The following is a 26,565-nucleotide window of genomic DNA, read 5'->3' as shown; positions in this document are numbered from 1 at the left end:
GGGCTTTTCCCTTCGGTCTTGCGTTTCCGACTCTATCAGACTCTTCCGTGTCCGATTCCCCGTCGGAGCGGGGCCGCCTTCCAGATTTCCGCTTTCGCGTTTCCCTTTCCGGCGATTCCGACTCTATCAGATCCTTTCGGGCCTGATTCCCAGTCGGAGCGGGGTTTGTCATCCCGGCCGTTGGGCCGTTCCGACGTCCCAAACCTTAGCGGATTCCGCAGACGACTCATAATCGAGCCCTCGAAATTAATTTCGGCATGCCGAAATTAATCCCGGCTGGGAGATCGTGCTGAGTTTGGGTGCCGCTGCTGCGGCGGGAGTGGCTGTCGCAAAACCGTTCCGGCCCCGTGACAGCTCGGAGAACTTTACGGATCGGCCGGGGGCCTGTCAAACCACCCCGCTCGCCCCGTCCTCCGCTGCCTCAGTCCAGGTCGTTCAGGCGTCCGCCCGCGTCCGGCTGGGCGTGTTCCACGCGGCGCAGGAGGCGGATCAGCATCCCACCGAGGACTCCGCGCTCGTCCCCGGACAGGTCCTGGAGCAGCTCCTCCTCGAACTCGGAGGCCATCCTCATCGCGGCGAGCCACTTCGTACGGCCCTCGTCCGTCAGCTCCACGATCACACGGACGCGGTTGTTCTCGTCGCGGTCGCGCGTGACCAGGCCCTCGCCCGCCATGCGGTCGATGCGGTGGGTCATGGCGGCCGGGGTGAGACCGAGGCGCTTGGCGAGTTCGCCGGGGCCCAGGCGGTAGGGGGCTCCGGCGAGTACGAGGGTCTTGAGAACCTCCCACTCGGCGTTGCTGATACCGAGGTCGGAGACCTGCCGGCCGTACGCCACGTTCATACGGCGGTTCAGCCGGCCGAGTGCCGAGACGATCTGCTCGACCTGGGGGTCGAGATCCCGGAACTCGCGCTGATAGGCGGCGATCTGCTCGTCGAGGCTCGGCTCCTGGAGATCCGGCGTACCGGGTTTCTCGGGGGTGTCGGACATCGGGGCAGTATGCCACGCACCTCTGCTGGCGTTGAAGTCCTTCGATGTGTATTGTTGAGACTCTAACTTTAGCTTTGAAGTCTTGAGACTTCAGTTCTTCAATCTTCTGAGGCAGGTGAGTGTGACCAGGGCGATGGGCGCGGCGATGCGCGGGATCCAGGCAGGGAACGCGCTGAGTGCGTTCGGGCTCGGGTTCACGGTTCCGTATCTCTATGTGTATGTGGCTCAGGTGCGGGACCTGGGCGCGGGTACGGCCGGTGCCGTGCTGGCGGTCTTCGCCATGGCGGCACTGGTCGTCCTTCCGTTCACCGGCCGGGTCATCGACCGGCGCGGGCCGCTGCCCGTGCTGGTGGGGGGCGCGGTGCTGGCCTCCGTGGGTGCGCTGGCCATGGGGTTGTCCGGGGGCGTCCCGGCGGCCGTGCTGTCGGCCACGCTTCTCGGTGCCGGTACGGCCGTCATACAGCCGGCCCTGGCCACGATGATCGTCTGGTGCTCGTCGCCGACGACGCGGACGCGGGCGTTCGCGACCCAGTTCTTCCTGGCGAATCTGGGGCTCGGGGTCGGCGGGCTGATCGGCGGGCAGCTCGTCGACGAGAGCAGGCCGGGGAGCTTCACGCTGCTGTTCTCCATCGAGGCCGTGATGTTCCTCGTCCTGGCGGGCATCGCCCTTACCGTCCGGCTGCCCCGGCCGGACGCTCTCGCGGGTGTCGTGCCCCAGGGCGTCATCGCCGACGGTCGTCGGGGTGGCGGGATACGGGTGCTGCTGGGCCACCGGGCCATGCTCCAGCTGTGTGTGCTGGGGTTCGTGCTGTTCTTCGCCTGCTACGGGCAGTTCGAGTCGGGGCTCGCCGCGTACGGCACCGAGGCGGCCGGGATCGATCCGTCGACCCTCGGGATCGCGCTGGCCGCCAATACGGCGGTGATAGTGATCGCGCAGTTCGTGGTGTTGCGGCTGGTCGAGCGCCGCAGGCGCAGCCGGGTGATCGCGGCCGTCGGGCTGATCTGGGCTCTCGCCTGGGTCATCGCGGGATACGCGGGGCTCGGGCACGGCAGTCGGATGATGGCGACGGTCGCCTTCATCTCGACGTACGCGCTGTTCGGGCTCGGTGAGGCGATGCTGTCGCCGACCGTGGCCCCGCTGGTGGCCGATCTGGCCCCGGCGCCCATGGTCGGGCGGTACAACTCGGCGTTCGCGCTGGTCAAGCAGCTCGCCCTGGCCGTCGGTCCTGCTGTGGGCGGTCCCATGGGGGCCGCGCTGCACGGTCCGTACATCGTGACGTTCGTACTGTTCTCGCTCGGCATTACCGTGCTGGCCCTCCGGCTGGGGCGACAGCTCACCCCCGTACAGGACCAGCCCTCGCTCGCACCGGCCTCTCGGGTGGTCGTCCGGCACCAGCCGGAGACCGCGACCGCCTTGGCACCGACCAACTGACAGCAGTCGGCCTACTGACGGCAGTCGGCGAACTCACAGCCGCCGGCCAACCGACGGCGGCCGGGCCGCCGTGGCGGTCAGTGCGGCAGGGCGAACTCGCACCACACCGCCTTGCCGCCCCCGGGTGTACGGCGTGATCCCCAGGACGAGGCGATCGTCGCGACGATCGAGATTCCGCGGCCCGCCTCGTCCGCCGGTTCGGCGCGGCGGCGGCGCGGCAGATGGTCGTCCCCGTCCGTCACCTCGATGATCAGCCGGCGGTCGGTACGGCGGAGTCTGAGGCGCATGGGCGGTGTGCCGTGCTGCAGGGAATTCGCCACCAGTTCGCTGGTGGCCAGCACGCCCAGATCGCGCAGCTCGACGGGGAAACGCCAGGAGGCGAGCACCCCCATCGCGAAGGCGCGGGCGCGCGGGGCCGCCTCGATGCCGCCGAGCAGATCGAGCGCGGCGTTGTGGAACAGCTCCGCGTCCGGGCCGGTACGGCAGGGGTGCTGCAGGACGAGCACGGCGACATCGTCGTCATGGTCGGCCGTGACGCCCTGCGAGCGGATCAGCCGGTCGCAGACGACCTGGGGTGACCCCTTCGCGCCGGAGAGCGCGCGTTCCAGGGAGGCCACGCCCTCGTCGATGTCCTCACCGCGCCGCTCGACCAGGCCGTCCGTGTAGAGGACGGCCGTGGAGCCGGGCGGGAGCGGGATGGAGCCGGAGGAGTGCAGCCAGCCGCCGGTGCCGAGCGGCGGGCCCGTCGGATCCGCCGCGCGCAGGACCGAGCCGTCCTCGGCCCGTACCAGGATCGGCAGATGGCCGGCGGACGCGTAGACGAGCCGCCCCTCGTTGGGGTCGTGGACGGCGTAGACGCAGGTGGCGATCTGGCTGGCGTCGATCTCCGCGGCGAGTCCGTCGAGCAGCTGGAGGACTTCGTGCGGCGGGAGGTCGAGCCGGGCGTAGGCGCGGACGGCCGTACGCAGCTGGCCCATGACGGCGGCGGCGCGCACGCCCCGGCCCATGACGTCGCCGATGACCAGGGCCGTACGCCCGGCGCCGAGCGTGATCACGTCGTACCAGTCGCCGCCGACCGCCGCGTCTCCTCCGCCCGGCTGGTACGTGGCGGCGACGCGCAGATCGTCGGGCTGCTCCAGCTCCTGCGGGAGCAGGGAGCGCTGGAGGGTGACCGCGGTCTGGCGGTGTCTGCGCTCGCTGGTGCGGAGGCGCTCGGCCGCCTCGGCATGGTCGGTGACATCGGCGGCGAAGACGAGGACGCCCCCGGAGCCCTGGCAGTCGACCGGGGTGCACGTGACGGTGTACGAGCCCTCCTGGGCGCCCTCGACGCGCTCCCCGGCGTGCTCCCTGGTCTGTTCCTTGGCCTGTTCCTTCTGCCGGCCGCGGAGCCGGACCTTGCGTGACTTGACGGTCCGCGGCTTTCCGCTGCGGAGCACCTGGTCGAGCAGCGGGAACAGCCCCAGCTCTGCCAGCTCGGGGCAGCTCGCGGCCGCCGTGGCGCCGAGCGGACGCCGGCCGAAGGCGGCGGCGTACGCGTCGTTCACATACGCCACCCGGTGCTCGGGGCCGTACAACAGGGCGACCAGGGCAGGCAGTCCGCCGAGGATTTCCCGTACGGAGAGGTCTTCGAGGGCGGGAACGTCCGTCACAGGGGCCGGGTCGGGCTCGGGGTCGGGCTGCTGCTCGTACTCACCACGGGCCGCGGGCACGGAACCGCGGCCCGTTCGCGCGGCGGCGCGGCGCTGCGTACCGGGGAGCCGGGCGCTCCAACGCGTGAAGTTCACGGAATCTCAGGCCTCATGGTGTCGATTTGCTGTTCGTCTTGGCCGGGCTGGTCGAGCCGGGGCAGGTCGTCGGGGCCGGATTGCGCCGAGCGGGCCGGATCACTCTGTGCAGATGTGAACCCACCTATGGTCACACGTCCAGTGTGGCCGACCGCACTGACAACGGGGCCAGTCGCGTCTTCTAGGTGTCCTTGGGGCGCTCGGGACGTTCGCCTCCTGCGGCGAGTTCGAATTCGGCGCGCGGGTGCTCCAGCGAACCGAGGGAGACGATCTCCCGTTTGAAGAGCCCGGAAAGGGTCCATTCCGCGAGGACGCGGGCCTTCCTGTTGAAGGTGGGGACGCGGCTGAGGTGGTACACGCGGTGCATCAGCCAGGCCGGATAGCCCTTGAGCTTACGGCCGTAGACATGCGCCACACCCTTGTGGAGACCGAGGGATGCGACCGAGCCCGCGTAGGCGTGACGGTAGTCCTGGAGGGGTTCGCCGCGCAGGTAAGCGACGATGTTCTCGGCCAGGACTTTGGCCTGGCGTACCGCGTGCTGGGCGTTGGGCGCGCACTCCTTGCCGGGCTCGTCCGCCGTCAGATCGGGGACGGCCGCCGCGTCACCGGCCGCCCAGGCGTGCTCGGCGCCGTCGACGGAGAGCTTCGCCGTACAGACGAGGCGGCCCCGTCCGTTCAACGGCAGATCGGCGGCCGCGAGGATCGGGTGCGGTTTGACGCCGGCGGTCCAGACGACCGTACGGGTACGGAAACGGGCGCCGTCGCTCAGTACGGCGACCCGGTCCTCGCAGGACTCCAGGCGGGTGTCGAGCCGTACGTCGATATTGCGGGCGCGTAGCTCGCGTACGGCGTACTTGCCCATCTCCTCGCCGACCTCGGGAAGGATCTTGCCGGTGGCCTCGACGAGGATCCACTTCATGTCGTCGGCCTTGATGTTGTGGTAGTACCGCGAGGCGTAGCGGGCCATGTCCTCCAGCTCGGCGAGCGCCTCGACGCCCGCGTATCCGCCGCCGACGAAGACGAAGGTCAGGGCGGCGGCGCGGATCGCGGGGTCGCGGGTGGAGGAGGCGATGTCCATCTGCTCGATGACGTGGTTGCGCAGCCCGATGGCCTCCTCGACGGTCTTGAAGCCGATGCCGTGCTCGGCCAGGCCGGGGATGGGGAGGGTACGGGAGACGGAGCCCGGTGCGAGGACGAGTTCGTCGTAGGTGAACTCGACGGTGCCGGTTCCCTCCTCCTCGGAGCCCAGGGTCCGCAGGGTGGCGGTGCGCTTGGCGTGGTCGATGGCCGTGGCCTCGCCGATGAGGATCGTGCAGCCGGGCAGTACCCGCCGGAGCGGGACCACGACATGGCGGGGCGAGATGTTCCCGGCCGCCGCCTCCGGCAGGAACGGCTGATACGTCATATAAGGGTCGGGCGACACCACGATGACCTCGGCCTCGCCGCTCCTCAGCTTCTGCTGCAGACGCAGCGCGGTGTACATCCCGACATAGCCGCCGCCGACCACGAGAACGCGCGCGGCCGGCGAGGGAGCGGGGGTCGTCCCCCGGGAGTTCTCAGCCTTCACCATCCCATGACGCAACGGGCCCCGGTGTTTGTCCACAGGCACGACAGATTGTGTGACCGGAGGCCGTTCGCGGTCCCGGGCGGGGGAAAGCGCGGCAATTGCCGGAGGAACGCAGGTCAGCGGGGGCGCGAGAGGGGGTGGGAGGGGGGCGAATCAGGCACCTTCCGGTCCTTGCTCCGATCGGGGGGCGCTCCGTGCGGAACCACCCCCTTCTGAATTGACCCGGGCTCAACTATGTTCGTACCTCGTCGAGGTGTCCGGCTCGTGACTGGACCGCGACCTCGGCTGTCAGAGCGGGGAGTCTCCGGGGGGAGACATCATTACCGGGGGAACGCTATGCACATTCAGGATTCGCATCGGCAGGCTGCCGTCGTCTCGGAAGACGGCGGTAGAACGGGCACGGCGGATACGGCAGGCACGGCGGGCACAGTAGGTGCCGCCGCGAGTACGGCGGGTATAGGCGGTGCGACGGGGCCCGGTGTGCCGGGCCGTTCAGCGCCGCTCCGCGTGGACGCACAGCGCAATCTGGAGCATGTACTGCGGGCGGCTCGCGAGGTGTTCGGCGAGCTGGGGTACGGGGCGCCGATGGAGGACGTGGCGCGCCGGGCCAGGGTCGGGGTCGGTACGGTCTACCGGCGGTTCCCGAGCAAGGACGTACTGGTCAGGCGGATAGCCGAGGAGGAGACGGCCCGGCTGACGGACCAGGCGCGTACGGCGCTGGGGCAGGAGGACGAGCCATGGTCGGCTCTCTCCCGTTTCCTGCGCACTTCGGTGGCGTCGGGCGCGGGACGGCTGCTGCCCCCGCAGGTGCTGCGGGTGGGCGCGGACGCCGAGGACGAGGCGGCGGGACGCGGCGCGCAGGACGAGGCGCGGGTGCCGCAGCAGCGGCAGGCCGGCCGGCCAGAGCTGCGGGTGGTCGGACAGCGGCTGTCGGCGGAGGAGCTGGACGACCCGGGCGCCGTCGAACTGCTGGAGGTCGTCGGGCAGCTGGTGGAGCGGGCGCGGGCGGCGGGTGAGCTGCGGGGCGATGTGACCGTGGCCGATGTGCTGCTGGTGATAGCCACGGCCGCGCCCGCGCTGCCCGACGCCGCGCATCAGGCGGCGGCCTCGGCACGGCTGCTGGACATCCTGCTGGAAGGGCTGCGGTCCCGGCCCGCGTAAGGCGGCGCTCGTACGGCCGGTCGCGGGGGTCCGTTCGGGCCCTCGCGGCCGTCCCGCTTCGAACTGGCCTACCGATCAACGCCCTTGATCTCTCCCCGAAAGGGTGAAGATTAAAGCGATCGTCCGGGAAACCACCCCGGATGAGTGGTTGCCTGGCACGAAGGCACGGGCGGTGCGGCGCGCTGTGGCACGCTGGCCCGGTGTTCGGGTCAGAGGGGTGCGTACGGGGGGTACGGGGGCTTCCGCGATGAGGGGTGACGGACGGGGCAAGCCGCTGCGTGGCGGCGGTGCCGGCGGCGGCACAGGCGGCACCACCGGGGGCGATACGGAACCCGAAGGGGCGTCCGCGTCCGCACGGCAGGTGCCGAGCCAGGGCGGGCCCAAAGGGGCCCCCGGGCTTGGGAGTTCGGGGCGTCGGAGTTCGGGGCTGGGGAGTTCGGGGCGTCGTGGCGGCTCGGGCGGTGCGAGCGGGCCCGCGGAGGCGGAGACCAGCGTGCCGCCGCAGCGTGAACGGAGCAGCGGTTCTTCCGTGGAGCAGCCCGCGGAACCAGTTGTGGATCAATCCGCGGGCCAGGCCGCGGATCGGTCGGGCGACCAGGGGGGCAGTCAGTCGGGCGGTCGGGCGGGCGGTCGGGCGGGCGGTCGGTCCGTGGATCAGCCGACACTCGAACTGTCCGCGGCCGGGCGGCCCATGTCGGACGCCGATCTGATCCAGCGGATGCGGGACGGCGACGACCACGCGTACGAGGAACTGTTCCGCAGGCACTCGGAATCGGTGCGCCGTTACGCCCGCACCTGCTGCCGCGACGCGCACACCGCCGAAGACCTGACGGCCGAGGTGTTCGCCCGTACCTTGCAGGCGGTACGGGGCGGGGCCGGGCCCGAGCAGGCGGTGCGCGCCTATCTGATGACGACCGTACGGCGCGTGGCCGCATCCTGGACGAAGTCCGCGAAACGGGAGCAACTGGTCGATGACTTCGCGGTGTTCGCGGCGCAGGCCGCGCGCGCCTCCGAGGTCGCGGACGCGGACACCCTCGATCTGGGCGCGGACGTCCTGGCGATGCGCGAGGCCGAGCAGTCCATGGCCATGCAGGCGTTCCGCAGCCTGCCCGAGCGCTGGCAGGCCGTGCTCTGGCACACCACGGTGGAGGAGGAGTCGCCGAGCGAGGTCGCGCCACTCTTCGGGCTGACCGCCAATGCCACGGCCGTGCTGGCCAGCCGGGCGCGCGAGGGCCTCAAGCAGGCGTATCTCCAGGCCCATGTGAACTCCGCGCTCATCTCGGAGGGCGACTGTTCCCGGTACGCGGACCGGCTCGGGGCGTATGCGCGCGGCGGGCTGCGGATGCGTGCCGAACGCGGGCTGCGCAAGCATCTGGACGAGTGCGTCAAGTGCCGCCTCGCGGCGGGCGAACTGGCGCAGTTCAACGCCGAGATTCCGGCTGTGGTCCTGCCGGTCGCGGTGATCGGCTGGTTCGCCGCCGGCTACTCGTTGAAGGCGGCCGGGATCGTGGCGGGTGGCGCCGCCGGGGTGGCGGGCGCCGGTGCCGCCGCCGCGGCGACCGGTGCCTCGGGTGGCGCCGCCGCCGGAGCGTCCGGCGGGACCGCGGGCGGCACTGCGGGCGGGACTGCGGGCGGGACTGTGGGCGGAGCCGCCGGTGGAGCGTCCGGCGGGGCCGCCGGTGGAGCCGCCGGTGGAGCCGCCGCGTCCGAGGGGCTCGGCGCCCCGGTGAAGGCCGGCATCGGCGGGCTGGTGGCCGTCGCCGCGGCGGCCGGTCTCGTCTTCGCGCTGGTGAACAACTCCGGGCCCGAGCAGCCGCCCAGGGCCAAGCCTCCGGTCACGGAGCCCCTCGTGCCGCAGAAGCCGGCCCCGTCGCCCGAGCCGCCGGAACCAACCGCGCCCAAGCGGCCCCCGGCCGCGCCCACGCCCACAGCCTCGCCCACCGCCACGCCCACCGCCACGCCCGGCGAGAAGCCCGCTCCCTCGCCGAAGCCCACTCCGTCGAAGACCCCCGCCCCGAAGCCACCGTCCGAACCCAGGCCCGAACCGCCGGCGCCTCCCGCGCCGAAGCCGCCCCCCAGCCCTGAGCCACCGCCGGCCCCCGCCGACTTCCAGGTGAACCAACTGGCGTACAGCGCCTTCGGCGACGGCTCCAAGCCGGAGGTACGGCTCGGCCATAGCGGCTGGCTCTGGCAGCGGTCGAGCGTTTCGATCGGCGGCACCCGCTACGGCCACGGCGTGACCATGCACGCCGCCTCCTCGGTCACCATCGATCTCAACCGGAGCTGCTCCCGCTACGCGGCCCTGGTCGGCGTGGACGATCTCACGATGGGGCTGGGTTCCGTGCGCTTCTCGGTATACGGCGACGGGGCGCGGCTCTGGCGCTCGCCCGTGCTGAGCGGTGGCGACGCGGCCGTGCCCGTGGACGTGGGGATCTCGGGGCGGAAGACCATCCGACTGGTGGTCGAGCCGCATAAGCCGTTCGACGTGGTGGCGCTCGCCGACTGGGCGCGGTCACGGATCAGCTGCCGCTGACGGTCGGCCGCCGGGCCGCCGGCTCACAGTGCCTGCTCGTCGTGCCGGTCCCGCCCGTCGGACCGCCCCTGGCGCTCGGGCTCCTGGCGCTCGGGCTCCTGGCGGGGCGGCGGTGCGAGCGCGCGGTCCGGCAGCTCCAGCAGTCCGGCGACCTGGTCGGGGGTGAGGGCGCGCCCGGCCTCGTACTCCGCCTCGTACCCTCGCGCGCCCAGCTCCGCGCGGGCGAGCGTCTCGATCCGCCGAGCCTCGGTCCACTCCGGTACGGAGCGCGGGCAGTCCACCCGCCACGTCCCGGCGGCGGCCAGGATCCGCACGGCGCGCCGAGGATCACCGGCGAGCAGCATCACCGGGGCCGCCATCTCGGCGAGCTGGGCGACGATGGGGTCCGTCAGCCTGCTCTCCCGTGCCGTCCGCAGCACGGCCGCCAGCGAACGGGCCGCGGCCACCGGCCCCTTCGTCTCGTGCGCGGCGATCCGCGCGTCCAGCGCGTTGGTCACCGCGGCGAAGTGGGGTGGCGGTGAGCCGCGCCCGCTGCCGGACCTCGCCTCGTCCAGCAGCAGTCTGGCGCGGGCGGTCTCGCCCCGGTCCAGGGCGAAGACCGCCCGCATGAGGTGGACGAAAGCGCGGGCGTCCTGGACCTGATAGTGCTCGGCCTCTTCGGCGGCGCGGTCGAGCCTTCTCTCCGCGGCGTCCGTGTCACCGGCGCGGTACGACAGCTCGGCCAGGCGCGCGAGCAGGAAAGGCGCCTCGGCGTGCGCCCCCACCTCGCCGGCGAACCGCAGCGCTTCCTCGTACGCGCACCGCGCCTCTTCGTACCGCCCGCGCGCCATACCCGCCTCGCCGACGACGCTCGCCACCTGCGCGCGCATCCAGCGGTCACCGACGCGTCGGCTCAGCTCGCGCAACTCGGCCAGGTCCCGATCGACGCCGTCCAGTCCCCCGGGCCTGTCGACGATCATGTGCGTACGGCCCATCAGCAGCACGCCCGTCTCCCAATCGCCGCCGTGGGCACGGCAGTTGGCGATGGCCGCGTCCATCAGGGCGCGTATGTCCAGCTTCTCGTCGCTCGCGTAGACGATCAGCACCCAGAGCAGCCCGGGAAAGCGGGCGGACTGCGGACCCGGTCTGCCGAAGACCTCGCGGATCCGCAGGACGAGTTCCTGGAAGTGCGGGTCGGCGCGGAGCTTCTCGTTCTGGCCGCTCTCACCGGCGAGAAAGACCCGTAGCACCTGGAGCTGCATCCGGGGCCAGTACCGGAGGTCGTCGGTGCCGGCCGGTTCGGCGCCGAGGCCGAGCGCGCACTCCACCCAGGCCAGGCCCTCGGGGCGGTGGTTGCGCAGCCACCAGAACCAGCCCATGGCGAAGACCAGCCGCAGCGTCGTCTCCTCGTCGCCCGCGAGGACGCTGCGGTGGAGGGCTGCGCGGATGTTGTCGAGGTCGCTCTCCAGGCGGCTGATCCAGGGGAGTTGGTCCCCGGAGCGCAGCCGGGGCTCGGCCTCCTCGGCGAGAGCGGTGAAGTACGCGGTGTGCGCGCGCTCGGCGGCGGACCGCACGGCAGGTGTCTCGGCGGCGCGTTCCGCGGCGTACTCGTGGATGGTCTCCAGGAGGCGGTAGCGCATCGCGCCGCCGGGGCCGGGGACCGGGGTGGCGACGACGAGGGACTTGTCGACCAGCGCGCCCAGCAGATCGGGGACATGGGGCGAGTCGGGGGACGCACGGCCGAAGGAGCCGTGGGACGCGCCGCCCGAGGGGGCACCTGAGGGGGCACCCGCCGCGCCGTCCGAGGGGGCACCCGCCGCGCCGCCGCACACGCCCTCGGCCGCCGTCAGATCCCAGCTGCCCGCGAAGACGGACACCTCGCACAGGACCGTACGCTCCCGCTCGTCCAGCAGGTCCCAGGACCAGTCGACGACCGCGCGCAGCGTCTGCTGACGCGGCAGAACGGTCCGGCTCCCGCTGGTCAGCAGCCGGAAACGGTCATCGAGCCGATCCGCGATCTGACGCGGAGTCAGCATCCGCAACCGCGCCGCCCCCAGCTCGATCGCCAGCGGCAGCCCGTCGAGACGACGGCAGATCTCCGCCACCGCCTCCGGATCCCCCGCCGGATCGAACCCCGGCCGCACCGCACGGGCACGCTCCGCGAACAGGCGATGCGCCGGATTCGGCGGCAACGGCTCCACCGGCCGCACCGACTCACCGGGCACCCCCAACGGCTCACGACTGGTGGCGAGGATACGGAGGCCGGGGCAGTGGGTGAGCAGTGTCTCGGCCAGGGCGGCGGCGGCCCCTATTACATGCTCGCAGTTGTCGAGAACGAGGAGCGTGCCGCTGCGAGCGAGATGTTCCACCAGCCGGGCGGTCGGATCGTTCTGGGCGGGGCGGCCGTCGCGGGCGGCGAGTTGGGTCTCGCGCAGCCCGAGCGCGCTCAGTACGGCGCCGGGGACGGCGGAGGGATGGTCCAGCGGGGCCAGTTCGGCGAGCCACGCGTTCCGGGGCGCGGCCTCCTCGGCGAGGCGGGTCTTGCCGGAGCCGCCGGGGCCGGTGAGTGTGACGAGGCGGGAGCGGCGCAGATCGGCACGGATGGCGTGGAGTTCGCTCTCGCGGCCGACGAAGGAGGTCAGGCGGGGGCGCAGATTGCCGTGCGGCTCGTGGCTCTCCCCGGCGGGCGCTCCGGCAGCGGCATCGGCGACACCAGCGACATCGGCAGCACCAGCGGCCCCAGCGGTATCGACGACACCAGCGACATCGGCGACGCCCCTATGGGCGGTGTCGCCCGCCGTCAGGGAGCCGTTGCCCGCGGCGGTCTCCCGGGCGCCACCCGCTCCGGTGGCCGCTCCGGTGCCCGCTCCGGTGGCCGCTCCGGTGGCCGCTCCGGTGGCCGCCAGCAACTGTCTTTGCAGCGAGGTCAGTTCGGGACCGGGATCGGCGCCGAGCCCGTCCGCCAGGAAGCGGCGCGTGTCCTCGTACGCCGCGAGCGCGTCGGCCTGCCGGCCTTCCGCCCACAGGGCCCGGATGAGCTGCGCCCTGAAGGGCTCGTCGTACGGGTGGTCCGCGGCCAGTTCCCTCAGCTCCGGTACGAGCGTGGCCGTGGCGCCCCGGCGCAGATCGGCCTCTATGCGCTGCTGGAGGGCGGCCAGCCGCTGGGCCTCGGGCCGTACGCCGCGGTCCCGGTCGGGCAGATCGGCGAGCGCCGCCCCGCGCCAGAGCGCGAGCGCCGCGCGCAGGACGCGGGCGGCGCTCCGCGGGTCGCCCGCGTCGAGCTGCTCCGCGCCCTCGCGCGTGAGCCGCTCGAAGACATACAGATCGATATCGTCGGGCACGGCCGCGAGCCGGTAGCCGCCGGGGGCCGACTCGATCGCCTCCTTACCGAGGACGCGCCTCAGCCGCCCGACGAGCGCCTGGAGCGCGGCGGGCGCGTCCTGCGGCGGCTCGCCGCCCCACACCTCGTCCACCAGCTCACCGACGGCGACGGGCCGGCCGGGGCGCAGCGCGAGCGCGGCGAGGAGCGCCCGCCGCCGGGGTCCCCCCAGCGGCAGGCTCCCGCCGTGTCCGTCACGCACCTCCGTGACGCCAAGGATGAGATACCGCACGCGGCCCATTGTGACCGGAGGGTCTGACAACGGCCGTCGGGTTTCCCGGAGCGGCGCCGTCTTTGCGGGAGACCTCTGCCCCCGCACCCCGCCGCCTGCCCCAGCACCCCGCCGCCTCGCGCCGGACCCCGCTCCACTGGTCCGACGCCTCTACCGGACCGGCGTCGCTACTGATGCAGCGTCGGCCGCGGGATCACGCCGCCCGCCACCGCGCGCTGGCGCGGCGCCGCCGTCCCCGTCCAGCAGGTGCCGCGCCGGGACAGCAGCCGCCGCAGCCACAGCTCCGTGGAGACGAGGTCCGCGATCCCGTCCAAGGGCACCGGCTCGCCCTCGGCCGCCGCGCGCAGCGCCTTGCGTACGACCCGGGCCTCCACCAGGCCCGCGTCGGCGAGCAGCGGCGCGTCGAAAAGGTCGATCAGCTCGCCCACCGCCGCGCGCAGGCCCACGCGCGTGGTGGCGGCGGCGCCGTCCCGGGAGGTGGCGCCCCAGCCCGGCGGCAGCTCATGGATACCGGCCCCGGCGAGGACCGTACGGAGCACGTCCGCGCGGGCGCCCGGCTGCACCCGCAGCGCCTCGGGCAGATCGCGGCAGGCCCGTACCACCTGGTTGTCGAGGAACGGCGCGTGCAGCCGCTGGCTGCGGATCTCCGCGGCCTGCTCGAAGACGCGGTGGTCGGCCGCGTGGCGGGCGAGCGCGGCGCGGGCGCGGGCCTCGCCGGGGCGCTGTACGGAGGTGGGCCGGGTCGACGCCGACATCAGGCGAACCGATACTTCGGCGAGCGCCTCCCCCGTCAGCCAGCGCGCGGCGGGGCCGGGTCTGGACCAGGTGAGGGCGGCCAGCGACGCCCCCAGCGGGCTGATCGCGGCGGCGGTCAGCACCCCCCTGTTGGCCTCGGGGAGCCGGGCGGCGGCCTCTTCGAGACCGGTGCGATACGGCGTACGCGCCAGCCTGCGGGCCGCCCGGTAGACGGTCAGCGGGATGAACAGCGAGGCCGGCGACGGGCCTTCGGCCCTGGCGAGCGCGCTGACCGGGTGCAGGAGATGGCGTCTGCGCCGGTCGAGCAGCAGATCGGCCAGGCGCGCCGGGTGCGCGTCGAGCACCTCGCGGGCGCCGGCCCCGGTGAAGTGGTCGGCGCTGCCCGCGGCGAGCCTGCGGCGGTGCCGCTCGGCGGTGACGAGGGACGGCCCCGGTTCGTCGGTGAGCGGTCCCTCCAACTCGGCGTACGGCAGGGCCTCGTCACCGGCCGCGACGACGACATGGTGCAGCCGCGGGTTGGCGGCGATGGCGCGGGCCCGTTCCAGTTCGGCTTCGTCGCGGCCGCCTGCGGACAGATCGTTGAAGGTGACGGCGAGCAGCCGCTCCCCCGCGCCGGTGCCGTGGCCCAGGACCGTGCCCGGCGCCCCGGGCAGCCCGGCGGCGAGCAGCGCGAGGGTGCCGGAGGCGCTGCCGCCGGACAGGTCGGCGCCGATGCCGGGGACGGGCCCGCCCCGGGCGGCGCGCCGCTCGGCGGGCCCCATGCCGGGGACCGGTCCCGGGTCGGGCGGCAGGGTCTCGGGGGCGTGGCGCGGCGCCAGCAGCCTGGCGCGTACGGCTTCGATGAGCGCGTCCCGTACGCCCTCGACGGCGCGGTCCGGGTCGCGCTGGGGCCCGGCGACGGCGAGGGAGGCGACCGGCTCGTATCCGGTGATCTCGCGCGAGCCCTCGCGCAGCACGAGCGCGTGCCCCGGCGGGATGCGTTTGACGCCGTCGTACGGGGTGGTGTCGCGCAGCGCCTCCGGGGTCTCGGGGCAGGCGAGGAGCGCGGCCAGATGCCCGATGTCGAGCTGCGCCTCGATGAGATCGGCGAGCGGCAGGGCGGCGGTGGCGTACGCCGTGCCGTTCGCCCACGGCGTGTAGAAGACGGGCCGCGCCCCGGCCAGGTCACCGGCGATGGTGATGCGGCGGCCGATCTGGGCGACGGCGGTGTAACTGCCGGGCCAGGCGGTGAGATGGCGCAGGGCGCCGCCGCGCGCGGCGAACAGCCCGACCCGCAGCTCCTCGTCGGTGGCCCCGCAGCAGCCGAGCACGGCGAGCCGGGTGAAGGGATCGACGGTGACGACCCTGACCTCGTCCGGCCGCCAGTCGCCCACCGCCCACAGCGGATCCGGGTCGCCCCACAGGAGCTGGGATCCGACGGGGTGCACGCTGCCGGAATCGGAGCCTTCACCGACCGGGCCGACGGCCCCTGCCGTACCGAAACGCGCGGCGATACTGCTCCATCCCACCAACCAGCGCATCGCCGCCTCCACAGCCTGTGGACAAGTCCAGACCAAGCTGGAAACGCTTGAGCTGAAGCCGTTCGGGAACATGCTGCCATGACAACAGCGCACAGGAGGGCCTACGGAAGCGCGGGTGGGAATGCGAATGCGCCCCTGGCATTGGCCATTTGGCGGAGATGTGGCCCTCCGCGGACAGACAGCATTCAGCCAATCTCCGGGCCCGGCACGTCAGTTCAGCGCCGGTGTACGTTCAGTCCGGGAGGCGTGTCCCGCCTCCCGGACTGATCCACCGCCCGCGGGGATTGGGGCGGCGGGATCCCCCAGCCCACTGGTTCCAGTACGCAGTGGGCCGACCCACGCAGGTCTCATGGAAGCGCTCCCGCTCCACCGGGGCCAAGAGCGCACGGCCGGGCGCACGCTACACAGCCGGAGCACGGCGCGCCGCTCGGGGACCCGCGGCGCGATCATCGCACGGACAACAATCCCGCCATCCGGAACTCCGCCCCTTAACGGTCGGGATGTGGCGAACTACGCTGGGTTTACGAATGCCGCGCGCCTATGCCGCGAAGCGGCGGGCGTCTGTGTGCCGAGGGGTGACGCATGTCCAGGGAGCTACGCGGGCCGAACGAAAAGCTCGGAACCGTTCTCGCCCTCGCGGGAATCAGCAACGCCGGCCTCGCCCGGCGGGTCAACGACCTCGGGGCGCAACGCGGCCTGACACTCCGCTACGACAAGACCTCCGTGGCGCGATGGGTGTCGAAAGGGATGGTTCCGCAGGGTGCGGCGCCCCATCTCATCGCCGCCGCCATCGGAGCCAAGCTGGGACGTCCCGTCCCACTCCATGAGATCGGTCTCGCGGACGCGGATCCGGCCCCCGAGGTCGGGCTCGCCTTCCCGCGCGACGTGGGCGAGGCGGTGCGCGCGGCCACGGAACTGTACCGGCTGGACCTCGCGGGCCGCCGGGCGGGCAGCGGCGGCATATGGCAGTCGCTGGCCGGATCCTTCGCAGTGAGCGCTTACGCCACACCCGCTTCCCGGTGGCTGATAACACCCGCCGACTCCTCGGTCGCCCGTGATGCGGCGGTCGCGGAGGCGGCGCAGGGAGCGCATGGCGGGAGCGGGGGAGCCGTCGATGCCTCTGGATCGGGCGAGGTCACGCCACTGCGCGTGGGCCACAGCGACGTGGCCAAGCTGCGCGAGGCGGCCTCGGACGCCCGGCGCTGGGATTCCAAGTACGGCGGCGGGGACTGGCGTTCCTCGATGGTGCCCGAGTGCCTGCGGGTCGACGCGGCGCCGCTGCTCCTCGGCGCGTACAGCGACGAGGTGGGCAGGGGGCTCTTCGGCGCCACCGCCGAACTGACCAGGCTGGCCGGCTGGATGGCCTTCGACACCGGCCAGCAGGAGGCCGCGCAGCGCTACTACATCCAGGCGCTGCGGCTGGCCCGCGCCGCCGCCGACGTACCGCTCGGCGGTTATGTGCTGGCCTCCATGTCGCTCCAGGCGACCTACCGCGGCTTCGCGGACGAGGGCGTGGATCTCGCCCAGGCGGCGCTGGAGCGCAACCGCGGTCTTGCCACCGCCCGCACGATGAGCTTCTTCCGGCTGGTGGAGGCGCGCGCGCACGCGAAGGCGGGCGACGCGGTGGCGGCGGGGGCCGCGCTGAAGGCGGCCGAGGGCTGGCTGGAGCGCTCCCGGGACGGCGACGCCGATCCCTCGTGGCTGGGTTTCTACTCGTACGACCGGTTCGCGGCCGATGCCGCCGAGTGCTACCGCGATCTGAAGGCACCGCGCCAGGTACGCCAGTTCACGGAGCAGGCGCTGTCCCGGCCGACGGAGGAGTTCGTACGCTCGCACGGCTTGCGCCTGGTGGTGAGCGCCGTCGCCGAGCTGGAGTCGGGCAATCTGGACGCGGCCTGCGCGGCGGGCACGCGGGCCGTGGAGGTGGCGGGCCGGATCTCCTCCGCGCGTACGACGGAGTACGTACGGGATCTGCTGCACCGCCTGGAACCGTACGGGGACGAGCCGCGGGTGGTGGAACTGCGGGAGCGCGCACGGCCCCTGCTGGTGGCGCCCGCCTGATCCCGGGGCCCCGGGGCCCCGGACGGACGGCGCCGCTCCGAAAAGCTGCGTCAATAATTGCGTCGAACGCTGGTTCGAAGAGCTGCTTCGGGGCTGCTTCGGAGAGCCGCTGCGGAGAGCCGCTTCGCAGACGTGCCATAGCCATCAGGCATGGCGCACATGTCCACCGGTCAACGGTTCGAGCGCGGTGGTTTAAGCGCGTCTCCGGCGGGCCAGTGCACTATCGGGGTGGGAGGTGGCGCGCATGAGCGGACGCGGACGTGTGGGATTCGACTGCGAGGTGCTGGTGATCGGCGGCGGAATCGTCGGTCTCTCGACGGCGTACGCGATCACGCGTGCCGCTCCGGGCACCAGGGTCGTCGTGCTGGAGAAGGAGCCGGGCCCGGCCCGCCATCAGACGGGCCACAACAGCGGGGTGATCCACAGCGGCGTCTACTACCGCCCCGGCTCGCTCAAGGCGCGGTACGCGGTGCGCGGCTCCGCCGAGATGGTCAAGTTCTGCGCGGAGTACGGCATCGCGCACGAGATCACGGGCAAGCTGATCGTCGCGACGCGGCGCGACGAGCTGCCCCGGCTGCACGCCCTGGTCCAGCGCGGCAGGGAGAACGGCATTCCGGTGCGCGAGCTGGGCCCGGCGCAGATCACGGAGTACGAGCCCCAGGTGCGCGGCCTCGCGGCGATCCAGGTCGGTACGACCGGGGTGTGCGACTTCGTCGCGGTCGCCGAGCAGCTCGCCGAGTCGGCCGAGGCGGCGGGTGCGTCCGTACGGTACGGATCCGAGGTCACGGCCATCGACCGGCGCCCCTGGGGCGTCGCCGTCCGAACGGCCTCCGGCGCGGTGGTCAGGGCGCGGGCCCTGGTGAACTGCGCGGGGCTCCAGTGCGACCAGGTGGCGCGGCTGGCGGGCGACGACCCGGGGATGCGGATCGTGCCGTTCCGGGGCGAGTACTACGAGCTGGCCAGACCGGATCTCGTACGGGGGCTGGTCTATCCGGTGCCCGACCCGGCGTTCCCGTTCCTGGGCGTGCATCTGACCCGCTCCATCGACGGCGGGGTCCACGTCGGGCCGAACGCGGTTCTGGCACTGGCCCGCGAGGGCTACACCTGGTCGGACGTACGCCTCGCCGAACTGGCGGCCACCCTCAGCTGGCCCGGGTCGTGGCGCACGGCCCGCAAGCACTGGCGGTACGGCGCCGGTGAGCTGCACCGTTCGCTCTCGAAGCGCGCCTTCGCGACGGCAGTACGGCGGCTGCTCCCGGCGGTCACGGACGCGGACCTGCGCCCGGCGGCGGCCGGGGTACGGGCCCAGGCGGTGCTGCGGGACGGCACGCTCGCGGACGACTTCCTGATCCGGCAGACACCCCGCACGGTGCATGTCCTGAACGCCCCGTCCCCGGCGGCGACCGCCGCCCTGCCCATCGGCCGGGAGGTCGCGCGGCGGACGCTGGCGGTGCTGGCGGAGGACTGAGCCCCGAAGCCTCGGGTCTCCGTGGAAGGATCCGTGCCTCCGTAGAATCGGAGGCACTGTGAACGAGACGAACGAGATGGCCGAGAACCGCACCATGAGCCGGATGTTTCCCGAGGGCACGGGCCCCGCGGCCGACCCCGCCGGATCCCACTTCGAACGGCGCATCCGCAGCTTCCAGCCACGCCGGAGCCGTGTCACCACCGGCCAGGCGGAGGCGCTGCGCCGGATGTGGGCCGACTGGGGCACGGACATCGACGGGCAGCGGGTTCTCGACCCGGACGAGATGTTCGGCGGACTGCCGGTCGTCCTGGAGATCGGTTTCGGGATGGGCGAGGCCACGGCGCGCATGGCCGCGGCCGACCGCGGCACCGGCATCCTCGCCGTCGATGTGCACACCCCCGGCCAGGGAAATCTGCTCCGGCTCGCGGAGGAGAACGGTCTGACCAACATCCGGGTGGCCAACGGCGACGCGATCATCCTGCTCAGCGAGATGCTGCCGGCCGAGTCCCTCGCCGGGCTGCGGATCTACTTCCCCGACCCCTGGCCCAAGAAGCGGCACCACAAGCGGCGGCTGATCCAGCGGGAGTTCCTCACGCTGGCCGCGAGCCGGCTCAAGCCGGGGGCCGTACTGCACTGCGCGACCGACTGGGAGCCGTACGCCGAGCAGATGCTGGCGGAGCTGACCGCGCACCCGGGCTTCGAGAACACCCAGGGGGACGGCGGTTACGCGCCACGGCCCGCCTTCCGTCCGCTGACCCGGTTCGAGGGACAGGGACTCGACAAGGGCCATGTCGTGCACGACCTGCTGTTCCGCCGCGTACCGGATCTCCGGCTCCGGACAGCGGAAGGGGACGCGGCGGGACTCCACGCACCTGAGCGCCCTTCCGTCACCGGGCCCGCGTAACCCGCCCCGCACAACTCGACCCGTGTGACCCGCCCCGCGTGACCCGGACCACGTAACCCGAGGTAGTGGCTCGGGCACCATCGCCAGGTGTCAGTGCCCCTCGTTAGGGTCGTCGGGTGTCAGAACCGTCCCCGCAGCCACCCGGTCCGCGTCCGGCGATCCCCGTCTACGAGCGTGAGCAGCGGCCCGATGAGCTGTGGGCCGCCCTGCCGGAGCCCGCCCACAGGCGCTACCGGCCGCGCCGCGCGTTCTGGCGCCGCCGCGCGGTGCGAGTGGCGGCCGTGATCATGGTGCTCGCCCTCTGCGCTCTGGTGATCCTCGCGCTCGTCCGGGACCAGACCGGCACGCAGGGCTTTCTGGTGGGCCTCGGTCTGGCCGTCCTGCCCGTACCGCTGCTCATCACGGCCTTCCGCTGGCTGGACCGGGTCGAGCCGGGCCCCTGGCCGAATCTGATCTTCGCCCTCGCGTGGGGTGCCTTCGCCGCCGCCCTCGTCGCGATCATCGCGAACTCGTTCGCGACCGAATGGATAGCCACCGCCACCGCCGACCCGGCGGGCGCGGAATCCCTCGGTGCCACGGTGATAGCCCCCGTCGTCGAGGAGAGCGCCAAGGCCGCCGCGATCCTGCTGATCTTCCTCTTCCGCGGCAGGACCTTCACCGGGCTCGTCGACGGCGTCGTGATCGCGGGGTTCAGCGCCACCGGCTTCGCCTTCACCGAGAACATCCTCTATCTCGGCAGCGCCTTCGGCGAGGACCAGCACCTGGGCAACTCCGGCCTGGCCTCCGTCACGGCCGCGACCTTCTTCGTACGGGTCGTCATGTCGCCGTTCGCCCATCCACTCTTCACCGTGCTCACCGGCATCGGCTTCGGCCTGGCGGCGACGGCGGCCCGCCGCCAGAAGATCCGCCGGTTCGCCCTGCCCCTGCTCGGTCTGGCCCTGGCGATGGGCCTGCACGCGCTGTGGAACGGATCGGGGCCGGCCTTCGGCCCGTACGGCTTCTATGTGGTGTACGGGGTGTTCATGGTGCCGGTCTTCGCCCTGCTGACCTGGCTGGTGATCTGGAGCCGCCAGCGCGAGCTGCGCACGATCGGGTCCGAGCTCCCCGCGTACGCCGCGGCCGGCTGGCTGACCCCGGCAGCCCCCCTCGCGCTCTCCTCCATGCGGGCGCGCACCCTGGCGCGTGATTTCGCGGGCCGTACGTACGGCCCCGGGGCGGCCAGATCGGTCGGGGAGTACGAGGCGTTCGCGACCTCCCTGGCGTTTCTGCGCCACCGAGCCCACCGGGGAGCCGTGGGCCCGGACTTCATCGAGCGCGAGCAGGAACTGCTGCACCATCTGTGGCAGCGCAGGGAGATAGCCGGGCCCGCGCTGACCTATGCGGCGCGGGCCACGGGCCGGGTGCGGGTACCGCCGCCGTACATCGACTACGACGGCTACAACCCGTACCGCCAATGAGAAACCTGTCCGACGAGGGCGTCAGGCGGACGCCGCGGTGAGCTCCGCCAGCTCCTCCCCCGTCAGTTCGAGGTCAGCCGCCGCCAGCAGCGCGGGCAGCTGCTCGGTCGAACGCGCGGACGCGAGCGGTGCGACCACGGTCGGCTGCGCCGCCAGCCAGGCCAGCGCGATGGTCGGGATCTCGGCGTCCCGCGCCCCGGCGATCCGGTCCAGCGCGGTCAGGACCTTGGCGCCCCGCTCGGACCTCAGATATTCGGCCGCCCTGCCGGCACGAGGACTGTCGACCGTGGTCCCAGGACGGTACTTACCGGTGAGGAAACCCGAGGCCAGCGCGGGGTACGGCACGGTCGAGAGGCCGTGACGCCGCACGGTGTCCCGGAGGTCGCCCTCGTACGTGTCCCGGGAGACCAGGTTGTACCGCGGCTGGAGCGCGACATAACGGGCCAGCCCCTCGCTCTCCGAGAAGGCGAGCGACGCGGCCAGCCGCTCCGCGTCGATGTTGGAGGCGCCGATCGCGCGGACCTTGCCCGCCTTCACCAACTGGTCGAGGGTGGTGATGATCTCCTCGACCGGGACCTCGGGGTCGTCGAAGTGCGTGTAGTAGAGGTCGATGTGGTCCGTACGGAGCCGGCGCAGCGACTCCTCGACGCCGGCCGTGATGGTGGCCGCCCGGAGCCCCTTGTACCGCGGGTGCGCGCCGATCTTGGTCGCGACCAGCACCTCGGAGCGATTGCCGCGCGAAGCGATCCAGTTGCCGATGACGGTCTCGGATTCACCGCCCTCGTTTCCCGGTGCCCACGAGGAGTACAGGTCGGCGGTGTCGATGAAGTTCCCGCCCGCGGCGGCGTACGCGTCGAGAACGGCGAAGGAGGCCGTCTCGTCGGCGGTCCAGCCGAAGACATTCCCGCCGAGGGCGAGCGGGAAAACGTGCAGGTCGGAGGAGCCCAGAGGGCGCAGAGTGGTCACGGGCGGCTGTAACTCCCCGAGGAGTCCGCCCTATTCCGCTCCGCGCCCTCATGTGGGCCGTATGGAGGAACGTCCGCGGGGAGATGCCCGCGGGGAAGGTCTGTGGAGGAAAGGTCCGCGGAAGGGAGGTCTACGGGGTGAGGCCCTTGCCGCGCAGCCAGCTCATCGGGTCGATACCCGTGCCGCCCGCCGTGTGGACTTCGAGGTGCAGATGCGCGCCGGTCACATTGCCGGTCGCGCCGACCCTGCCGATGACCTCGCCGGTGGTGACCTTCTGCCCGGCGCTCACGCTGATGGACGACTGGTGGGCGTACCAGATCTCCGTGCCGTCATCGAGCTCCAGGACCGTGCGGTATCCGTACGAGCCCGACCAGCCGGCCGACTTGACGGTGCCGCTGTGCACGGCCTTGAGCGGGGTGCCCGTCGGCGCGGCGAAGTCCAGGCCGGTGTGGTAGCCGGAGGACCACAGGGAGCCGGACTGACCGAAGGTCGAGGTGATCGTGTACGAGGAGGTGGGGATCGCGTAGCTGGCGGCCAGCTTGGCCAGCCGTTCCTTCTCCGCCTTGGCCTTGGCCTCCGCCTCGGCCTTCTTCTTCGCCTCTTCGATCTTCTTCTCGGCCTCGGTCTGCTGCTTCTTGGCCTCGGCCGCGGCCTTCTTCGCCGCCGCCGACTCCGCGGCCGCCTGCCGCGCCGCGTCGGCCCCGGTCTGCTGCGCCTCGGCCTGCTGGAGGATACGGGCGCGCAGCGCCTCTCCCGCGTCGGTGGCGCCCTGTTCGGTGTCCGTGACCGTGAGCCCGGCGGTGGTGAGCGGGGCGGCGAGCGTTTCGGGCTCGGAGTCGTCCGACCCGAGGGAGCCCATTCCCGGCAGGGACTTGGCGTCCGGGAGCTTGTCCGTGATCGCGTCGGGCAGGGATATGGAGACCGCGGGCTTGTCCTGCGCGGTGGCGATGCCGCCCGCGCCGACGGCGGCGATGACGCCGACACCGAGGACAGTGGAGCTACGGGCCAGTCCGCGCTGCTTGGCGACGCGGTGCCTGCCGCGTACGGGCCGTATGGACTCCTCGGTGGGGTTCCATTCCCCCCATGCCCTGTCCGGCTCGTCGCCGGGGGAGCGTGTTTCGAAGAGGGCTTCGGGGGCAGGCTTGTTGGACGCCACTGAGGCGTGCTCCTTTCCTTCCTTCTCGCCTACCGGGTTAGCTGACGGGTTCGGAGCAGGAAGGTCTCCTACGGGCGCTCCTGCCGCACAAGGCGACAAAAGACACCCGATTCACCCCAATTGGTGGTTCCCCGGTTCCCTCGCGGGATTCGGCGCGTGCGCACGGTGCCATCTCTTGCGACGGCTGGGACGACCGCGCTGCGTTATCGAACGTTAATAGAGACCCGGGCCTTATTCCAAGCTGTTCCGGGTGATCGTTAACGACTTCGCATCGGACGTACCAGGACAGACAGGAACGCAATCGGGCGAGTTGAGGGCCCGTCAGGGCGGTTCGCATTTCTGACGGTGTGTCAAATGTTATGCGGAGCGGTACCTCTCGACTACGGACGGTGGCGAGGGCTCCGGCGAGGGCGATTCCGGTGCCGTCGCGGGAGCCGGCTCCGGCGCCGGCCGCGGCCGTCTCACGGCACCAGCGTCCGCCTCACGGCGCCGGCCGCCGACTCACGGCACCAAGGGAATGGTCCTGCGCCGCTCCGGCTCACCCTCCGAGGGCCGGCTGACCGCCAGCAGCGCCATGTCGTCCTGGCTCCCGCCGCCCGTGTGCCGCCGCACGTCGTCGATGATCGCCTGGAGCATCTCGTCGGGCCCCTGGAAAACCCGTCCGTCGAGCCGTTCGCGCGGGACGTAGAAGACCCCATGGGCATCGCGCGCCTCGGTGAGCCCGTCCGTGTAGAAGAGCAGCGTCGCGCCTTCCGGATACAGGGCCTGTTCCGCGCGGTCCGGCCACGAGCCCAGTTCGCTCATCCCGAGCGGCAGCGCGGGGTCGCTCGGGATGAGCATCCGCACCTCGCCGTCGCCGCGCATCAGCAGCGGCTCGGGGTGGCCGCGGTTGACCAGCCGCACCACACCCTCGTCGTGCGGGATCTCGGCGAGCACGGCCGTGGTGAACCCCTCGAAGACATCGAGCCCGTCCCGCCGCGTCCCCTCCCGCCTGAGCGCGCGCTCCAGCCGCTGCGCGACCGCTTCGAGCGAACTCTCCTGCTCGGCGGCCTCCCGGAAGGACCCGATGACCACCGCCACCGCTTCGACCGCGTCAAGACCCTTCCCCCGTACGTCACCGACCACCAGCCGCACCCCGTACGGCGTGTCCTGTACGGCGAAGAGGTCCCCGCCGATGAACGCGCCCTCCTGCGCCGCCTCGTACCGCGCGGCGATCCGCAGCCCCCCGATCCGCTCGGCGGGTCTGGGCAGCACGGCGCGCTGGGCGGTCTCGGCGATGACGCGGGCGGAGGCCAGCCGCTCACCGCTGCGCCGTACGACACCGTTGATGTACAGCGCCAGCAGGGAGACCACCAGCACCGTCAGCACCTCGCTGATCGACTCCACCTGGAACTGGGTGTCCGCATGCGTATGCAGCACCACCTCGGCGACCAGCGAGGTGAAGGCGATGATGACGGTGCCGGCCATCGGGTAGAACGGGGCGGCGATCAGCGGAGCCGCGGCGAAGAGGGGGGACGCGGTGACGCGCGTCGGGGTCACCAGGTCGAAGATCACCGCGGCAATGATCACCAGCACGGGCAGCACCCGCACCAGCCTGCGTCCGGTACGGCCACGTCCGCCCGGATACCGGCCGCCGCCGCGGACATTGTCGCCGGGCGTCCAGAAACCCGTTCCACGACCTGCCCAGCGACCGGCCTCCTCAGCCGCCCGTCGGCCTCTGCCGCCGATGCCCTTTCCGAGCTTCCTCAGTCTCCACACCAGTGGTCTCCTGCCCGGTCCGCCGACTGCTGCGGACGGTGCCGCGCTCCACCAGGCTGGCCGCTGCCACCCCGGGCGGCGACTCGCCGTCGGCCGAGTGGACTACCGCGGCGGATCCGCCGGCCGGCCGAAGCTCCCGGGGAACGGCGAGCCGACGGCCCGATCAGTCGGTCAGGTGGCGCTCGGCGTACACCTTCATGGCATCCCGCACGAGCACAGCCGTACCTTCACCGTACTTGTCGTACGTGGCGGCGAAGCGCGCGTCATCGACATACATCGCCGACACCCCGATGACATACGACCTGGTGGGCTCGGACGTGGCAGACAGCCAGTCGCAGTGACGCCGGGCCACCGCCTGCGCCTGGTCGCTGTCGGCGGCGAGCCCCGCCGCGGCCGCGCGCCCCCAGTCCCGGGCGATGCCCTCGTGCTGGTCCAGGTACCCCCGCCGCTCCTCCTCGCTCAGCGACCGCCACCAGCGGTCGCTCTTCTCGTATGCCGCGCGGCCCCACCGCTCGGTCACCTCCTCCTCGTACCGCGTGTGATCGAATCCGTCGAGTACGTCCTCGGCCATGAGTTCCTCTCCCGTCGCCGTCTTGTGGAGAGTGGTCCGCACCGAGGCGATCAGCCGCCCGATGCGCTCGCGTTCCTGCTCCAGCAGCTTCAGATGGCCGCGCAGGGCGGCGGCCGTGTCCTGCTGGCCGTCGAGGACCCGCGCGATCGCCGGCAGACCGAGCCCCAGTTCCCGCAGCAGCAGAATCCGCTGGAGCCGGAGCAGGGCGTCCTGCCCGTAGTAGCGATAGCCATTGCTGCCGGTACGGCTGGGCTCAAGGAGCCCCAGCTCGCCGTAGTGCCTGAGCGTGCGGCTCGTCGTGCCCGCTTTCTTCGCGATTTCCTGGATCGACCACTCCATGGCTTCGACGGTAGAACTTGACGTTACGTAAAGGTCAAGACGTAAAGGTCGAGCGGGTAAGCCGGACCGGGCGGCCGGGTGGGCGGACACGACGAAGGCCCGGATTCACCAGGAATCCGGGCCTTCGTTTTCTTCCAGTAGCGGGGACAGGATTTGAACCTGCGACCTCTGGGTTATGAGCCCAGCGAGCTACCGAGCTGCTCCACCCCGCGCCGTTGAATGCAACTCTACGCCATCCGGAGCAAGATCATCACCACTCGGCGCACGGACGTCCTAGGCGGCCTCGACGACATCCGCGTGGACGGCGGCGGCCCACTCCACCAGAAGCCGCTGGTAGCGCTCCTGCTCGGCGGGCGGCAGCGTGCCACCGGCGCGCGCCCACAGGGCACGGATCTCCGCGTTGACGACAGCGGCGGACCTGACGGCGCGTAACGAGTCACCGTCACCGGAAGCGTGGGAAGAAGTGGACGAGGAAGCGAACATAGGAGCAAGGCTACGGCCAGCCACTGACAATCGGCAGAGCGTGTCCCCCTGGGGCCTGTCTTCGAAGTAGT

Annotated in this window: 17 protein-coding genes, 1 tRNA gene and 1 riboswitch; of the genes, 7 read left to right on the top strand and 11 right to left on the bottom strand. The window is 72.1% G+C overall.

The features are described 5' to 3' along the window. Positions 1 to 421: 421 nt before the first annotated feature. The gene (locus ACIRQP_RS38065) at positions 422 to 988 is read right to left on the bottom strand and encodes a MarR family winged helix-turn-helix transcriptional regulator (RefSeq protein WP_403899173.1); all 567 of its coding nucleotides are present in this window, start codon (positions 986 to 988) and stop codon (positions 422 to 424) included. Between the two features lie 133 nt (positions 989 to 1,121). On the opposite strand from ACIRQP_RS38065, the gene ACIRQP_RS38060 reads away from it, so the two are divergent. After that, entirely contained in the window at positions 1,122 to 2,420 is a 1,299-nt protein-coding gene (locus ACIRQP_RS38060) for an MFS transporter (RefSeq protein WP_403899187.1), read from the top strand. A 77-nt stretch (positions 2,421 to 2,497) separates the two neighbouring features. Here the strand turns inward: ACIRQP_RS38060 and ACIRQP_RS38055 are convergent, their stop codons facing one another. Further along, on the bottom strand, positions 2,498 to 4,204 hold the full coding sequence (locus ACIRQP_RS38055) for a SpoIIE family protein phosphatase (protein WP_403899170.1): 1,707 nt from the start codon (positions 4,202 to 4,204) through the stop codon (positions 2,498 to 2,500). Between the two features lie 181 nt (positions 4,205 to 4,385). After that, on the bottom strand, positions 4,386 to 5,774 hold the full coding sequence (locus tag ACIRQP_RS38050; protein ID WP_403899168.1) for an NAD(P)/FAD-dependent oxidoreductase: 1,389 nt from the start codon (positions 5,772 to 5,774) through the stop codon (positions 4,386 to 4,388). Between the two features lie 333 nt (positions 5,775 to 6,107). On the opposite strand from ACIRQP_RS38050, the gene ACIRQP_RS38045 reads away from it, so the two are divergent. Both ACIRQP_RS38045 and ACIRQP_RS38040 read left to right on the top strand, forming a co-directional pair. Beyond that, a complete protein-coding gene (locus ACIRQP_RS38045) occupies positions 6,108 to 6,932 on the top strand; it encodes a TetR/AcrR family transcriptional regulator (protein ID WP_403899165.1) in 825 nt (274 codons plus the stop codon). A 691-nt stretch (positions 6,933 to 7,623) separates the two neighbouring features. Next, complete coding sequence (locus ACIRQP_RS38040; RefSeq protein ID WP_403899185.1) at positions 7,624 to 9,465, top strand: sigma-70 family RNA polymerase sigma factor; 1,842 nt, start codon at positions 7,624 to 7,626, stop codon at positions 9,463 to 9,465. 23 nt (positions 9,466 to 9,488) lie between these two features. On the opposite strand, the gene ACIRQP_RS38035 is transcribed toward ACIRQP_RS38040, so the two are convergent. Next, on the bottom strand, positions 9,489 to 13,055 hold the full coding sequence (locus ACIRQP_RS38035) for an AfsR/SARP family transcriptional regulator (RefSeq protein WP_403899162.1): 3,567 nt from the start codon (positions 13,053 to 13,055) through the stop codon (positions 9,489 to 9,491). A 167-nt stretch (positions 13,056 to 13,222) separates the two neighbouring features. Next, entirely contained in the window at positions 13,223 to 15,331 is a 2,109-nt protein-coding gene (locus ACIRQP_RS38030) for an asparagine synthase-related protein (RefSeq protein ID WP_403899160.1), read from the bottom strand. Between the two features lie 582 nt (positions 15,332 to 15,913). Here ACIRQP_RS38030 and ACIRQP_RS38025 point away from each other — a divergent pair. The 4 genes from ACIRQP_RS38025 (at position 15,914) to ACIRQP_RS38010 (ending at position 21,221) form a co-directional block, all read left to right on the top strand. Beyond that, positions 15,914 to 17,392, top strand: coding sequence for an MFS transporter (locus ACIRQP_RS38025; RefSeq protein ID WP_403899157.1), 1,479 nt, complete (start codon positions 15,914 to 15,916; stop codon positions 17,390 to 17,392). A 244-nt stretch (positions 17,393 to 17,636) separates the two neighbouring features. Further along, positions 17,637 to 18,860 carry an L-2-hydroxyglutarate oxidase gene (gene lhgO / locus ACIRQP_RS38020; RefSeq protein WP_403899154.1) on the top strand — a complete coding sequence of 408 codons (1,224 nt, stop codon included), beginning with the start codon at positions 17,637 to 17,639 and terminating at the stop codon, positions 18,858 to 18,860. A 76-nt stretch (positions 18,861 to 18,936) separates the two neighbouring features. After that, positions 18,937 to 19,764, top strand: coding sequence for a tRNA (guanosine(46)-N7)-methyltransferase TrmB (trmB, locus tag ACIRQP_RS38015; protein ID WP_403899182.1), 828 nt, complete (start codon positions 18,937 to 18,939; stop codon positions 19,762 to 19,764). 116 nt (positions 19,765 to 19,880) lie between these two features. Beyond that, entirely contained in the window at positions 19,881 to 21,221 is a 1,341-nt protein-coding gene (locus tag ACIRQP_RS38010) for a PrsW family intramembrane metalloprotease (protein WP_403899151.1), read from the top strand. A 21-nt stretch (positions 21,222 to 21,242) separates the two neighbouring features. Here ACIRQP_RS38010 and ACIRQP_RS38005 read toward each other — a convergent pair whose 3' ends face one another. From ACIRQP_RS38005 to ACIRQP_RS37980, 6 genes are all read right to left on the bottom strand, one after another. Continuing rightward, entirely contained in the window at positions 21,243 to 22,187 is a 945-nt protein-coding gene (locus tag ACIRQP_RS38005; RefSeq protein WP_403899148.1) for an aldo/keto reductase, read from the bottom strand. 130 nt (positions 22,188 to 22,317) lie between these two features. Further along, positions 22,318 to 23,343 carry a M23 family metallopeptidase gene (locus tag ACIRQP_RS38000; RefSeq protein WP_403899145.1) on the bottom strand — a complete coding sequence of 342 codons (1,026 nt, stop codon included), beginning with the start codon at positions 23,341 to 23,343 and terminating at the stop codon, positions 22,318 to 22,320. 11 nt (positions 23,344 to 23,354) lie between these two features. Continuing rightward, a riboswitch (cyclic di-AMP (ydaO/yuaA leader) is annotated at positions 23,355 to 23,508 on the bottom strand. 336 nt (positions 23,509 to 23,844) lie between these two features. Then, the gene (locus tag ACIRQP_RS37995; RefSeq protein WP_403899179.1) at positions 23,845 to 25,071 is read right to left on the bottom strand and encodes a PP2C family protein-serine/threonine phosphatase; all 1,227 of its coding nucleotides are present in this window, start codon (positions 25,069 to 25,071) and stop codon (positions 23,845 to 23,847) included. A 193-nt stretch (positions 25,072 to 25,264) separates the two neighbouring features. Further along, positions 25,265 to 26,011, bottom strand: coding sequence for a TipAS antibiotic-recognition domain-containing protein (locus ACIRQP_RS37990; RefSeq protein WP_403899142.1), 747 nt, complete (start codon positions 26,009 to 26,011; stop codon positions 25,265 to 25,267). 138 nt (positions 26,012 to 26,149) lie between these two features. Then, a tRNA-Met gene (locus ACIRQP_RS37985) sits at positions 26,150 to 26,223 on the bottom strand. A gap of 61 nt (positions 26,224 to 26,284) precedes the next feature. Continuing rightward, positions 26,285 to 26,494: a hypothetical protein gene (locus tag ACIRQP_RS37980; RefSeq protein ID WP_403899140.1), complete on the bottom strand. Its 210-nt coding sequence runs from the start codon at positions 26,492 to 26,494 to the stop codon at positions 26,285 to 26,287. Positions 26,495 to 26,565 lie beyond the last annotated feature (71 nt).

Source organism: Streptomyces sp. NPDC102274 (assembly GCF_044766385.1).
Taxonomy (GTDB): Bacteria; Actinomycetota; Actinomycetes; order Streptomycetales; family Streptomycetaceae; genus Streptomyces.
The sequence above is the reverse complement of the archived record's forward strand: the minus strand, read 5'-3'. Positions and strand labels throughout refer to the sequence as shown.

Excerpts from the sequence above, each read along its gene's own strand:
- ACIRQP_RS38065 (WP_403899173.1), bottom strand. The coding sequence starts at position 988 with ATGTCCGACACCCCCGAGAAACCCGGTACGCCGGATCTCCAGGAGCCG.
- ACIRQP_RS38060 (WP_403899187.1), top strand. The coding sequence starts at position 1,122 with ATGGGCGCGGCGATGCGCGGGATCCAGGCAGGGAACGCGCTGAGTGCG.
- ACIRQP_RS38050 (WP_403899168.1), bottom strand. The coding sequence starts at position 5,774 with ATGGTGAAGGCTGAGAACTCCCGGGGGACGACCCCCGCTCCCTCGCCG.
- ACIRQP_RS38045 (WP_403899165.1), top strand. The coding sequence starts at position 6,108 with ATGCACATTCAGGATTCGCATCGGCAGGCTGCCGTCGTCTCGGAAGAC.
- ACIRQP_RS38040 (WP_403899185.1), top strand. The coding sequence starts at position 7,624 with ATGTCGGACGCCGATCTGATCCAGCGGATGCGGGACGGCGACGACCAC.
- ACIRQP_RS38030 (WP_403899160.1), bottom strand. The coding sequence starts at position 15,331 with ATGCGCTGGTTGGTGGGATGGAGCAGTATCGCCGCGCGTTTCGGTACG.
- ACIRQP_RS38025 (WP_403899157.1), top strand. The coding sequence starts at position 15,914 with ATGTCCAGGGAGCTACGCGGGCCGAACGAAAAGCTCGGAACCGTTCTC.
- lhgO (WP_403899154.1), top strand. The coding sequence starts at position 17,637 with ATGAGCGGACGCGGACGTGTGGGATTCGACTGCGAGGTGCTGGTGATC.
- trmB (WP_403899182.1), top strand. The coding sequence starts at position 18,937 with ATGGCCGAGAACCGCACCATGAGCCGGATGTTTCCCGAGGGCACGGGC.
- ACIRQP_RS37990 (WP_403899142.1), bottom strand. The coding sequence starts at position 26,011 with ATGGAGTGGTCGATCCAGGAAATCGCGAAGAAAGCGGGCACGACGAGC.
- ACIRQP_RS37980 (WP_403899140.1), bottom strand. The coding sequence starts at position 26,494 with ATGTTCGCTTCCTCGTCCACTTCTTCCCACGCTTCCGGTGACGGTGAC.